The sequence below is a fragment of the Microcystis panniformis FACHB-1757 genome (assembly GCF_001264245.1).
GTDB classification, from domain to species: Bacteria; Cyanobacteriota; Cyanobacteriia; order Cyanobacteriales; family Microcystaceae; genus Microcystis; species Microcystis panniformis.
In genome coordinates, this window is record NZ_CP011339.1 from 4,089,965 (window position 1) to 4,102,342 (window position 12,378).

The 12,378-nt window shown below is 42.0% G+C and carries 10 protein-coding genes; 4 read left to right on the forward strand and 6 right to left on the reverse strand.

Annotation, left to right across the window (positions count from 1 at the left end; genetic code table 11):
* Positions 1-178: 178 nt before the first annotated feature.
* From VL20_RS19555 to VL20_RS19570, 4 genes are all read right to left on the reverse strand, one after another.
* Complete coding sequence (locus VL20_RS19555) at positions 179-2,965, reverse strand: cation-translocating P-type ATPase (protein ID WP_052277521.1); 2,787 nt, start codon at positions 2,963-2,965, stop codon at positions 179-181.
* 343 nt (positions 2,966-3,308) lie between these two features.
* A complete protein-coding gene (locus VL20_RS19560) occupies positions 3,309-4,415 on the reverse strand; it encodes a hybrid sensor histidine kinase/response regulator (protein WP_052277522.1) in 1,107 nt (368 codons plus the stop codon).
* Between the two features lie 132 nt (positions 4,416-4,547).
* On the reverse strand, positions 4,548-5,057 hold the full coding sequence (locus VL20_RS19565; RefSeq protein WP_052277523.1) for a DUF4164 family protein: 510 nt from the start codon (positions 5,055-5,057) through the stop codon (positions 4,548-4,550).
* A 53-nt stretch (positions 5,058-5,110) separates the two neighbouring features.
* Positions 5,111-6,670, reverse strand: a complete 1,560-nt coding sequence (locus VL20_RS19570) for a hypothetical protein (RefSeq protein ID WP_052277524.1) — start codon at positions 6,668-6,670, stop codon at positions 5,111-5,113.
* A gap of 140 nt (positions 6,671-6,810) precedes the next feature.
* Between VL20_RS19570 and VL20_RS19575 the strand changes: the two genes are divergently transcribed.
* Positions 6,811-7,302 (forward strand): hypothetical protein, encoded by a 492-nt coding sequence (locus VL20_RS19575; RefSeq protein WP_052277525.1) that lies wholly within the window; start codon positions 6,811-6,813, stop codon positions 7,300-7,302.
* On the opposite strand, the gene VL20_RS19580 is transcribed toward VL20_RS19575, so the two are convergent.
* Together VL20_RS19580 and VL20_RS19585 are read right to left on the reverse strand one after the other, a co-directional pair.
* On the reverse strand, positions 7,299-8,333 hold the full coding sequence (locus tag VL20_RS19580) for a M42 family metallopeptidase (protein ID WP_052277526.1): 1,035 nt from the start codon (positions 8,331-8,333) through the stop codon (positions 7,299-7,301). The genes VL20_RS19575 and VL20_RS19580 overlap by 4 nt on opposite strands.
* A 114-nt stretch (positions 8,334-8,447) precedes the next feature.
* On the reverse strand, positions 8,448-9,785 hold the full coding sequence (locus VL20_RS19585; RefSeq protein WP_052277527.1) for a helix-hairpin-helix domain-containing protein: 1,338 nt from the start codon (positions 9,783-9,785) through the stop codon (positions 8,448-8,450).
* A 463-nt stretch (positions 9,786-10,248) separates the two neighbouring features.
* Here VL20_RS19585 and VL20_RS19590 point away from each other — a divergent pair, with 463 nt between their 5' ends.
* The 3 genes from VL20_RS19590 to gvpA (VL20_RS19600) all read left to right on the forward strand — a co-directional run bounded on the left by VL20_RS19590 (position 10,249) and on the right by gvpA (VL20_RS19600) (position 12,311).
* Entirely contained in the window at positions 10,249-10,518 is a 270-nt protein-coding gene (locus VL20_RS19590; RefSeq protein WP_052277528.1) for a hypothetical protein, read from the forward strand.
* 962 nt (positions 10,519-11,480) lie between these two features.
* Positions 11,481-11,723, forward strand: coding sequence for a gas vesicle structural protein GvpA (gene gvpA / locus VL20_RS19595; protein WP_425311603.1), 243 nt, complete (start codon positions 11,481-11,483; stop codon positions 11,721-11,723).
* Positions 11,724-12,095: 372 nt separating this feature from the next.
* On the forward strand, positions 12,096-12,311 hold the full coding sequence (gene gvpA / locus VL20_RS19600) for a gas vesicle structural protein GvpA (protein ID WP_002735503.1): 216 nt from the start codon (positions 12,096-12,098) through the stop codon (positions 12,309-12,311).
* Positions 12,312-12,378: the final 67 nt, after the last annotated feature.

The window sequence follows — 12,378 nt, forward strand, 5'->3', positions numbered from 1 at the left end:
GTTCTTCGTTACTTGGTATGGTTCAATAGGGGGGCATAAATCGACTAAATCCTTATCTGGCAAGAGTTCTATTGATTAGTTCGTTCTAGAGCAAAAACAATTGACAAAAATCGCATCAATGTCCTTACGGATTTAGTATCAGTTCACTGTTTACCGAACAATGAAAAAAGCCCCCCGATTATCGCCGATGATACCAACGGGTAAATAATTTTTCTAACTCCACCCAAACGAATAACAAGGTACTAAATCCCAAACAGATTAATAATTCTTCTTTAGTTAAAAATTGAGTACCGAAAAAATCTCGCAGAGCAGGAACATAGATTAACATCAGTTGAAAAATTGTCGTCAGGGTTACTGCTACCCAGAGATAGGGATTAGTCAAAGGATTCATTTCTATGGTAAGATGATCGCTCGATCGCACAGAAATGGCATGACCCATTTGAGCTAAACAGAGAGTAGTAAAAACCATAGTTTTCCATGAACCAGTATTACCAAAAAGCGGATCCAAGCGCACAGCGATAACCATTTGAGTGATATTAATAATCGAAAAAATAATCCCAATTCTCACGATATAAGTTCCCAAACCGCGAGCAAAAATACTTTCTTGGGGACTAAAAGGAGGGCGACGCATAATATTAGAAGAAGCGGGTTCCACTGCCAAAGCTAAAGCAGGTAAACCATCGGTAACTAAATTCATCCAGAGAATTTGTAGGGGAGTTAGGGGAGTAACTAAACCCAAAAGAGGCGAAGCAGCGATAGTAATTACTTCCCCGATATTACTGCCGAGAATATATTTAATAAAACTGCGAATATTGTTATAAACCACTCGCCCTTCTTCCGTAGCGGCGACGATGGTGGCAAAATTATCATCAAGGAGAATCATATCACTAGCCTCTTTGGTAACATCGGTGCCGGCGATTCCCATGGCAATGCCGATATCTGCTTGTTTCAAGGCCGGAGCATCATTCACCCCATCTCCAGTCATAGCAACAAATTTACCCTTTTTTTGCAAGGCGCGGACAATGGTTAATTTATGTTCGGGGGAGACACGGGCATAGATGTTAGTTTTGTCAATAAGGTTTTCTAGCTGAATTGGTGATAATTTATCTAATTCTTGCCCTGAGATGACTAAAGCTCCCGCTTGGGCAATACCAAGACTTTTAGCCACCGCTAGAGCAGTTAATTGATGATCGCCGGTGATCATAATCGGACGGATTCCCGCTTCTCGACACCTAGTCACGGCGATTTGTACCTCTGGTCGCGCTGCGTCGAGCATACCGACCATTCCTAGCCAAATTAGCTCATCTTCGCTGATTTCAGTTAATTCTGGTGGATAAAGCAGGTTTTTGTATGCCAATCCTAAGACTCGCAAACCCCTGTTAGCCATAGCATTGTTAGCGACTAAGACTTTTTCTTTTTCCCTATCCCCAAAAGGAAGACTTTCTAATCCCGATTGATAGGAGAGACATTGTTCAAGGATTAATTCTGGGGAACCTTTGGTAAATAGTACGGGATTGACTCCTTGACAAATGACCGACATTCGCTTTCTTTGGGAAGAAAAGGGGATTTCAGCGATTCTAGGGAACTCTTGCTTGGTTAGGGATAAATTTAAGCCCGCTTTCGCCCCTAAAACTAATAAGGCTCCTTCTGTGGGATCGCCTAAAATGCTATCGTGACCATTATCGAGGTATAAACTGGCATCGTTGCAGAGGACACTGGCAATTAAGAGATGATGTAATTCTAGATCGGTTTTGGGATCGATCGCCCGTTGCTCGGAGTCTAAAAATTGTCCTTTTGGGCTATATCCTTCCCCAGTAACTGAAAAATTACGATTAATTGTCTCTATCTCGCGTACAATCATTTTATTTTCCGTTAGCGTCCCAGTTTTGTCGGAACAGATCACATTAACGGAACCGAGGGTTTCTACTGCCGGCAGTTTACGAATCAAGGCCTGACGTTTAACCATGCGTTGAGTACCTAGGGCGAGCGTTAGGGTGATAACTGCGGGTAATCCTTCGGGAACGACGGCTACTGCCATACTAAGGGAAACTTCCACTAATTCCTCTAGGGCCGACCAACCGGCATTGATCAGGCCGATGGTAATAGTCAGGGCAACTAAAATGAGAGAACCAGCAACAAGGACATTACCCAAGTGAGTCATTCTTTTTTGGAGAGGAGTGGGTTCATTGCCGACTGTTGCTAACATTTGAGCGATTTTGCCTAATTCCGTTGTCATCCCCGTATTGGTAACGATGACCTTGGCCCGGCCTTGCAGTACCTCTGTTCCGGTAAAGACAAAATTTAAGCGATCGCCGAGGGGAGTATCTCTGTCTAAGGGGTCAATGGAGGCGGATTTATTAACACTATTTGCCTCTCCTGTCAAGGCCGATTCGCGAATTTGCAGGTTAAAAGCTTCGATAATTTGGCCGTCGGCACTGATTTGGGTTCCCGCTTCAATCAGCATGATGTCCCCGGGGACGAGATTAACCGCGTCTATTTCTCTGCGTTGACCCTCGCGGATAACATTAACTTGGGGAGAGGAGAGTTTTTTTAAAGCGGCCAGAGCTTTTTCGGCGCGACTTTCTTGCAGATAGCCGAGGATACCATTGAGGATGACAATTGTTAAGATAGCGATCGTATCTTTGAAGGGAACACCAATTTTAGCCAGATGACCGCGCTGTAATGCCAGTAAATCCAGTCCCCCGGAAATTATGGCCACGGCAATTAAGAGGAGGAGCATAATATTGGTAAACTGATCTAGGAGAATTTGCCAATTACTGCGCCCTGGACGTTCTTTTAGTTCATTTTTGCCATAATATTTAATTCTTTGGGCGATTTGCTCCCTATTGAGGCCATTAACAGCCGAACTACCGAGGATAGATAGGGTGGTTTCCACCGGATAGGTATGCCAAGCTTGTTGCAAGTTAAGGCTAGAATGGGCAGAATAGTCGGCATTAGCGGCCATGGCAAGTGAAGATAGTTGATCTAAATAGATCTTAGCCCTTTCTTTCCGGGGTCACAGGAAAAAAACAAATGCTTAAACTGGCTCTTCCCTGCTCATAGACAGTCTTAAGGAGTAGTGTAGATAAGTAGCTGGTTATAATTAAATTAAAAATGGATTTTAGGTTCGATCCCCCCTGCCCCCCTTGATAAGGGGGGTGCCGATAGGCGGGGGGATCTGATAATTTTTAACGCCTACCTACTTAAGTAGCTGGTTATAATTAAATTGAAGATAGATCCCCCCTTAATCCCCCCTTGATAAGGGGGGTGTCTGAAAGTTTTTAACATCTACCTACTTAGTCAACAGCTTAGTAGGGTAAAGTAAACCAAAATTGTGAACCTTTTTCGTCATTATTCATAATGCCAATTTCACCTCCGTGAGCATGGATAATTTGACGACATAGATATAAACCTAGTCCTAAACTAATCTGATTATTATTGTTGCCTCGTTGATAGCGATCAAATAATTGTTTTCTCTGGGTTTCGCTAATTCCCACCCCATTATCGGCAATGCTGCACCAGAGATAATTGCCCTCTAGTCTAGCGGATAAAGTGATAATTATTCCTTGGGGATTGTGTTTAAGGGCATTGGCTAATAAATTCTCAAAAACTCGCCAGAGATGGTGAGCATCGGCATTAACTAAGGGTAAATCGGGGGAAAAATTATTAATTAAAGTTGCTTGATTTTCCTTTAATCTTAACTCCCATTCCTGACTGATCTGTTGACCGATTTCGTAGAGAGATAAAGGCTTTAGTTCTAGGGAAACTCCCCAAAGATCATTTTGTCGGGTTTCGACGAGAGAATCAATTAAAGTTAATTGTCGATCGCAACTGTCGGCCATCTGTTGTAAAATCTTCCGGGATACTTCTTTAGTTTCTCCCTGAGAATTTTTAATTAAATTATTTAATATCATTGACATCCCGATCACGGGATTGCGGAGATCATGAGAGACAGCATGAAGATAAATTTCTAAGGTTTCCTCAGTTTTTTGACGTTCTTGAATTTCGTTTTGTAGTTGTTTTTTTTGACGGCAAATAGTTAATTGATTTTCGATGCGGGCCATCACTTCTTCCCCTTGGAAAGGTTTAGAAATATAATCGACACCTCCCACTTGAAAAGCTTTGACTTTATCTAAGACATCATCAAGAGCGCTAATAAAAATCACGGGAATTTCTCTGGTTTTTTCATCAGCTTTTAACTGTTCACAAACTTGATAACCATTGAGATCGGGCATATTAATATCAAGGAGGATCAGGTCGGGAATTAGCGATCGCACTGTATTCAGGGCCATCTGTCCATTAATCGCTTTGCGTACCTGATAACCCTTCTCGGTGAGCATAATCGACAATAGCCTCACATTATTGGGCAAATCATCGACAATTAAGACACTAGAGCGCAGTGTGGGTTGAGTCATGCCGGTTATTTTATAACTCAAACTGTTTAAATAAAGTGTATAAAAAAACAGGGGCTTGCCGAAAAAGTTTTTCCCGGGGGCAGGGTATCGGGTGGTACAAGCGAGAAAGTCTCGTTACTCTACAGCGAGCGACTAGGGATTGTTGCCCATAAAAAAAGCACGGAACCCCACAGCAATCAAGGAACCACTCAAAAGAGTTATTAATGTCCAAATTTGGTTACTTTGGGTTCCTTCCACCTTGATCAGTCGATTATCCATACTATCGACTTTCTCTGTTAAAGTTGCTAGTCCTATCTTGACATCGGTGACATTTTTCTGTAGGGTTTCTAGCTTTTGCTCGACATTTTTCTGTAAAGTTTCTAGCTTTTGCTCAAACCTTTTTTCGAGATTATCTAGCTTTTGATCGAAACTTTTTTCGAGATTGTCTAGCTTTTGCTCAAACCTTTTTTCGAGATTATCTAGCTTTTGATCGAAACTTTTTTCGAGATTGTCTAGCTTTTGCTCAAACCTTTTTTCGAGATTGTCTAGCTTTTGCTCAACATCTTTCTGGAAGGTGTCTAGCTTTCGATCAACACCTTTAATACTATCTTTAATTTCCTTAAGGACAGATTCCAGGGAATAGGTAACGGTTTCTGCTGTCATTGCGGTTAACTCCTATCAGTCGAGAGATAATGTAATTATCGATAAAAATCCTCTTAATTCTCCACTTGATTTTTTTGGGAAAATCTCGCATCATCTTCCAATTTGTCGCTGATTTCCGGCAGTTTTAGCAATATTCCAGCGAATAACCAATAGTAAACAGAAACAGGCTCGACGGAGAGAGGATAATAGTAGGGATTATAGCTAATAAAAAGTAGGAAAATCCAGATACAGAGACCCCAATGCTTTAAAGCGGCATTTTTTACTTTTAAATAGGCTTTAAAGGTGAGAATACAGAGAATTGTCACCAGTGCCATAAAAGCGATAAAACCGACGATACCGATTTCGTAGAGGAGTTTAGCGTAGTAGGTTTCAATTAGTCTTATCCCTTCTTCTCCCGCTAGATGACGAGCGCCACTGCTGGCTGTGCCTAAACCAAAACCAAAAAGCTGTACATAATTGAACATCCACTGCATTTGATTGCCTACAAAGTCAATTGGAGACGAATAGAGCCAGCGATCGAGAAAATTTAGCCCTCTTTCCTGAATAAAGGGAATTAACGTCACCGCGAGCAGGGAAATCAGTCCCAAGATTCCCAATTTTAATGGTAACTTTCGTTTACTTTTGCTAGTAACAATAAAAAGAACCAAGTAAAACAAAGGTACTAGCAAAAAAGGTAATCTTTGTCCAGAAACCAGAGTCGCAAGCAAGACTAAAACCATGGCCACCCAACCAGCGACGCGCCATCTTTTTTGCGGATCACTAAAACTGGCCGCGTAACTGATGACGCTACTAGATACTAAAAACCAACCCCATTGCCAAGGATCGGAAAATGTGCCGGGGAGACGAATTAAGCCTCGATCGGGATTATACAACAATGAACCGCCGACAAAACATTGAGCTTTCAAGGTGGCTTTTTCGGTAATATTCGGATAAAATTCGGTGTCGGATTTCGGGACAAGAACTTCCAGTTGATTGAGGAATTCATTATCAGGACAGATACCTTGGACGAGTAAGAAGTATTGAATTAGAGCTAAAACACAACAGACTAAGATAATCACGATTAAAAGCCGATTAACCACGAATAAATCCCGTTTTTGCTCGATTAGATAGTAGCCACAGAGAACTAGGGGAATATAACTTAGGAGGATTTTTAATCCCACAATTCCCACAGCAATTGATCCTTGGGGCAGATTGACAAAAAGAAAAGTTATCAGGCTGCTGGCAAGTAAAATCAAAGTTATGATGATAAAAGGCTTGATTTGGGGGCGTAATTGCTTAAAAGTTTTGGTTTTAATTAAAATTGCCGCTAAAGCGGGGAAATAAAAGGCATCCTTGGCGATTTTGTAGAGAAGATGGGATTGATCGTAGCGAACTAGGTTGCCCAATACCTGAAAAACTCTCACCACGGCAAAAGTGACGGTACTACTGAGGGGAAGATAGATGATTAGGGCTAATAATCCCAGACGGGGATGGATAAAAGAAGCGACCATGGCAGGAACTGCCAAAATTCCTAATAAGGCTGCTTTTTTGTCAAATACAATCCCTAAAACTAGACTAATTAGTATAGTGGCGATCGCTAATATAATTAGTAACAGAGAGTTCCTCTCTTTCATTTCGTGCAGCTTGAACAGGTTTACCAGAAAGTGTACCGGATTTTTGCCGAGATTCTCATTCTCAATGGCCGAGAGTTTCCTGTTGCTTCTTACCTGTTGCTATACTTATGTAAAATTTTATTTATCTCGATCTTGACTCCGTGGCCGAAAATCCTTCTTTTCAAGACCTTTATCAAGCTGGAATCAGTGCCTTTGAGCGTGGACAATATCGTCTTAGTATCCAGCAATTAAATGCGGCTTTATCCTTAATTTCCTTAGGATCCCGAGCAGGGGGCGAGATCCAAATTTGGTTAATTTCTGCCCATCAGGGGTTAGGAGAGGGGGAAAAAGCTAGTGAAATCTGTAGGCAACTTATTACCCATCCTATCTATCAAATTCGCGAACAGGCCAAGCGTCTGCTTTATATTATCGAAGCTCCCCGTCTCAAACGTCCAGATGAGTGGATGACGAAGATTCCCGATTTAGAGAAACTTCCCGATAGCGCACCGCAATTTAAAAAGGGAACAAATAAACAGAAAAAAGAAGAACCCCCCGCACCCATGCAGTTAGAGCAGCATAAAAATACTGTTTTTAGCGGATTGGCAATCGCTATTGTTCTATTGATGCTCTGGTTTTTTGCTAAAAATAGCTAAATTAGTTGACAATAAACTTCTAATATGCTAATGCAGTTAGCTATGGCTCCTAAATGGGCGATTTCATAACCGTGGGTGTTTTGGGTGGGAAAACCTAAGCAAGCGGCCTTAGCTATATGACCGAATTTCATGGCAATGGAGGCATCGCTACCAAAACCACTAATAATGGCTAATTGCAGCGGTATTCCCGCCTTTTCGGCCGCGGTTCGTAATTCTTGATTTAATTGCTCATCATAGATACCGTAACCATCCTGAGACAATAACACAGGATTGCTGCCATCCTTAATCGGATATTCAGGAGCGAGGGGACAGATTTCTAGGGCAATTAAAGCATCTAAGCGGTTATTTGCCGTGAAAAATAAGGCTCCTAAGGCTCCTACCTCCTCCTTAGCTGAGGCAACCAGATATATATCCACTGCGGGGTTAATTATTCTGGCTGCTAATGCCAAAAGAATCGCCACGGAAGCTTTATTATCAAGGGTATAACTGGCAATGTAGTCTTTTAGTCGAAAGGGTTGTTTTCGGTGTTTTCCCACCACGACTCGACTACCGACGCGCACCCCGCAAGCGTCTAATTCTTCCGGAGTCAATTTCGTCTCTATCCATGCGGATTCCCAGGTGACGGGAGTGTTTTCCTGCTGGACTTTTTGCGGGGATTGATGGGAAATATGACGGGAACCAAAGGAGAGAATCCCCGAGCTGGTTTCCCTATCACCGATAATATCCACCACTCCCTCTCCGTAAATCCAAGGAAAAGCTCCCCCAAGTTGGCGAATTTGCAGAGTACCATCGGGATTAATTGCTTTGATAATAGCGCCAATTTCGTCTTTATGACCAGTAATAGCAATTTTTTTGGTCGAATCTTGTCCTTTAATCTTGCCGATGACATTTCCCGCTTGATCTTGCCATGTTTCTAATCCTAACTCTTGAAAGCGTTCTAGTAAAAAGCGATCGATTTCCGTTTCCATTCCACTAGGAGAATGATGGAGGACAAGAGTGGCAATAGTATCAAAGAGGTGATCAAAATCCATATTTGTCTTGATTTGTGGGTCGAGAGAGAATTATTATCGAAACAGGAAATCGAGAAGGTTTTACGGGAACAATATTAGCGCAATCATGGCTCTTGAGTGATTGCCAGTTAGCATTTAATGATTAATCAAAGGTGCAGAATTAGCCAGAAAACCCGCAACTTTTAGAGACTCTAGCACCGAATTGTCATCTTCTACCCAATAGTTTTGTCCTAAACGCACAAATTGACGCTGAGTTCCCGCACCGATGGTGGCAATAACGGGAACTTTTGCCTTTTGTTTGTCTCCCGATTGCAGAATACTTTTAAGAAGATTTTGACGATTTTGGTTGACGACATCTTGCATCGATAAATTAACCATCACCATTTTAATGGTTTCGATCGGTTCCGCATCTTCGATAATTAATTGTCCCCGATCATCTCGGCGATCAACTTTTCCCCACACCATTAAAGTGGCTTCCTCCACTAATAATTTTTGCAGACGTTCGTAGGTATCGGAAAAAACCACCGCTTCCGACTGTCCCGAGGCATCTTCTAGGGTTAAAAAGGCCATGGGAGTCCCTTTTTTGGTCATAATTTTCTTGACAGCATTTAATAGGACAATGGCACTGACTTTTTTTCTGGTTTTGTGTTCTTCCAAGTCAGCTAAATTGATAGGAGATAGGACTTGAGCGGCTCTTTGTAAAGCTTTTAAAGGATGTTCGGAAACATAAAACCCCAAATGTTCTTTTTCCAGTTTTAACTTTTCCTGTAGGGAAAAATCTTCTACTGCGGTTGCACTGGGAGACTGTTCAAACTCGGATTCTTGTTTATTTTCTGTGCTACCCCCTAGCATATCAAAAATATTCATTTGACCACTTTCTTTCTCTTTGGTGCGTTTTTGCGCCCAAGCAACTACTAATTCTAAATCTTCAATTAATTGATGGCGATTCGGTTGAATTTTATCAAAAGCACCACAATAAATTAGCGTTTCTAAAGCTCTTTTGTTGATCACTCGCAAATCAACACGCTCGCAAAAATCCCCTAAGGAAGTAAACTTTCCTGCTGTTGCTTCCCGGGCTTTTAAAATAGCCTCGATCGCATTTTCGCCCAGGTTTCTAACTGCGGACAAACCAAAGAGAATTTTGCGCCCAATCGGGGTAAAATGTTTTTGCGATCGATTGATGTCGGGAGGTTCAACATCGATATTCATTTTCTGACAGTTTTCTCGATACTTTTCCACCTTATCCTGATTATCGCTACTAGCAGTTAGTAACGCTGTCATATATTCCACAGGATAATTAGCTTTTAAATAAGCAGTTTGATAGGTAACGTAAGCGTAGGCAGTGGAGTGAGATTTATTAAAACAATTGGAGGCAATTAACCCGTTGCCCAGCAAAAAATTATGATCTTTCTCCACACCAATATCGTAAACGGGTTTTCTTCCCAAGCATTGACGACCGATAATTTTAACCATATTAGTAACTCAACTTTCCAGAGATTTTGGCAACGGTGCTAATAGAAATATAGCATTTCTTTGCTCAATCAGGCTCCCCAGGACAAAAAAATTACCAGATTAATAACTAAAGTGTATATTTTACCTACAATAGGTTAGGATCAAATTAAACAACATCATCGAAAATTTTGGGCTGAAACCCCGCCATTTCAGGTTGGCTTTAATTTAAATACTAGCGCATTTACACGATATGTTCTAGAGTGGTACTGCCAGTAAAAATATTTTGGCCGCAGAGCTTGCGGTGTCAGTCTGTAGAGCCACTATGCAAACCTAGACAAAATGCAGCAGTTAAGATAGCCAAGAAACCTTGCCACTGAAGGCAAGGGCCTAGATCGTAACTTGACGAGAGGTCAGCGCTCGGTAGTGCGCGGATTGTGTTATGATTCTGGGCAAGCCATCAAGGGATTTGAAAAGGAGTAACACCATGAGTCTATCTTCAGAAGCCTATCGCCAAGCCCTCGTGCGGGATGGAGAACGGCGCTATCAGGAATGGCACCAAAATTATCACAACCACTGCCGTCAATCAAGGGCTGAATACCAAGCTCGTTCTGCCCAACAACGTCCAACAAAGCCTTGGATTTCCTCGGAAGCCTACCGCCAACTTTTGGTCAAAGATGGGGAGCGTCGTTTTGCGGAATGGCATGGCCAGTTTTTAGACTATCAAAGACAATTTCTGGCTAGTCAATCCACCTAAACGGACCTCAACCAATCCGCATTACAGCAATCTCTGAAAATAGTGGCTAGAGTCCCCGAAAAAATAGCTAATACCAATTTTCAATAGTCGTGACTAACATCTGAAAGTGCAATTCCTTTCTCCCAGAGGGATTGCGCTTTGAAATCATCAACTAAGTCTGTCATTACTTTTGAAAAATGATATAAAGATGAATAAGTCCAGAATGCAAGACCTATCACGAATGCAGCCAAGAATTTAAGATCAGAAGGAATAAGAATCCTGTCAACAAATGCTGATGGGCAGTCAGGAGTTTAAGCTTGTGGAGAGACTGTAAGACTCGTTGGGACTCTCTCAAAAAGCAGGTTTCTGTGAAGCAAGAATTTCCCATCACACATCTTCGCATTGTGATGGCTAGATTGTCAAGTCTGTCCACCCCTGGTCCCCGCAAATAACACCTAAGATAGCGAACGTTAAAACTAAAATTTCAATACATTCGTGCCTTAAGCACCTAAAAGCCTTGCTTTGCAAGGCTTTTACTATTAGTTTATTTGTCCTGTGTCCATCAAAACAGGCTCCAGCTACCCTTCTGAGTCGATTGTAGCTAGTCAAAGGTAGTCGAACAATCGCCAAGACTAGCTTGGGGTAAGGGTTTGATTATTTTTCTTGGGGGGGGGTAAGTCCAGTTATCCCCGCAAGGTTCTTGTATTTGTTTTGTTTTTAGGTGCGCTCGCCCTGCTCTCCCAATGGGCAGTTTTGCTTAGAAAAAAAGGTAGCAGCAACGACCTTGACCCGCCTTTTCTGAGAATTGACTACATTTATTAAGCACAAAACTGAGAATTAATTATATTTCTTAACGAAAAAATCGAGATTAGGTATTGACACCGACAAAAAAAGGGTGTTATTGTTCAAATGCTGAAGTGATGAAGGCAGAAAAACGAAATGGATTTCTGAACCCTTGATGATTTCGGCACTGTACACTCTCTATGAAAACAACAAAAAGGTCTATTACCATGGCAGTCGAAAAAACCAACTCTTCCTCTAGCTTGGCTGAAGTTATTGATCGTATCCTTGACAAAGGTATCGTTATTGATGCCTGGGCTCGCGTATCTCTGGTGGGCATCGAATTATTAGCGATTGAAGCTCGTGTAGTTATCGCTTCGGTTGAAACCTACCTCAAATATGCTGAAGCCGTTGGTCTGACTCAATCTGCGGCGGTTCCTGCTTAAGGATTGCTCCCAGATTCTCCCATCTGCTCAGTGAAAACCCTACAGGGTTTTGCAGATTCTTAGCTTTTCTTTGATCCCTATTGAGTTTAGTTACCCCTCTCTTGGGGCGCAATAGTCTATAAATGATCAGGTTGACACGGCAACGGGTAGCGAAAACAAAGCTAGACCCATACAAATTATTTTTGTAAACGTGATTTTGTCCTTTGTAGCTAGGTTTACCCCCTATCACCAGATTATGAGACTCACTATTTTTCGGAATAGAAAGTCATTTTTGGAGTGGAAGCTGCGCCCCTGAGATGCGGTAGCTCGATAGATAAATTTTGGGATCAGCACTGTACACTTTCTATACAACTAACAAAAAGGTCTATTACCATGGCAGTCGAAAAAACCAACTCTTCCTCTAGCTTAGCTGAAGTTATTGATCGCATCCTTGACAAAGGTATCGTTATTGATGCCTGGGCTCGCGTATCTCTGGTGGGCATCGAATTATTAGCGATTGAAGCTCGTGTAGTCATCGCTTCGGTTGAAACCTACCTCAAATATGCTGAAGCAGTTGGTCTGACCCAATCTGCGGCGGTTCCTGCTTAAGGATTGCTCCCAGATTCTCCCATCTGCTCAGTTAAAACCCGACCGGGTGTTGCAGGTTCTTGGGTTT

Bases quoted from the DNA above. Each gene is read 5' to 3' on its own strand.
- VL20_RS19555 (WP_052277521.1), bottom strand. From the start codon at position 2,965: ATGGCCGCTAATGCCGACTATTCTGCCCATTCTAGCCTTAACTTGCAA.
- VL20_RS19560 (WP_052277522.1), bottom strand. From the start codon at position 4,415: ATGACTCAACCCACACTGCGCTCTAGTGTCTTAATTGTCGATGATTTG.
- VL20_RS19565 (WP_052277523.1), bottom strand. From the start codon at position 5,057: ATGACAGCAGAAACCGTTACCTATTCCCTGGAATCTGTCCTTAAGGAA.
- VL20_RS19570 (WP_052277524.1), bottom strand. From the start codon at position 6,670: ATGAAAGAGAGGAACTCTCTGTTACTAATTATATTAGCGATCGCCACT.
- VL20_RS19580 (WP_052277526.1), bottom strand. From the start codon at position 8,333: ATGGATTTTGATCACCTCTTTGATACTATTGCCACTCTTGTCCTCCAT.
- VL20_RS19585 (WP_052277527.1), bottom strand. From the start codon at position 9,785: ATGGTTAAAATTATCGGTCGTCAATGCTTGGGAAGAAAACCCGTTTAC.
- VL20_RS19590 (WP_052277528.1), top strand. From the start codon at position 10,249: ATGAGTCTATCTTCAGAAGCCTATCGCCAAGCCCTCGTGCGGGATGGA.
- gvpA (WP_425311603.1), top strand. From the start codon at position 11,481: ATGAAAACAACAAAAAGGTCTATTACCATGGCAGTCGAAAAAACCAAC.
- gvpA (WP_002735503.1), top strand. From the start codon at position 12,096: ATGGCAGTCGAAAAAACCAACTCTTCCTCTAGCTTAGCTGAAGTTATT.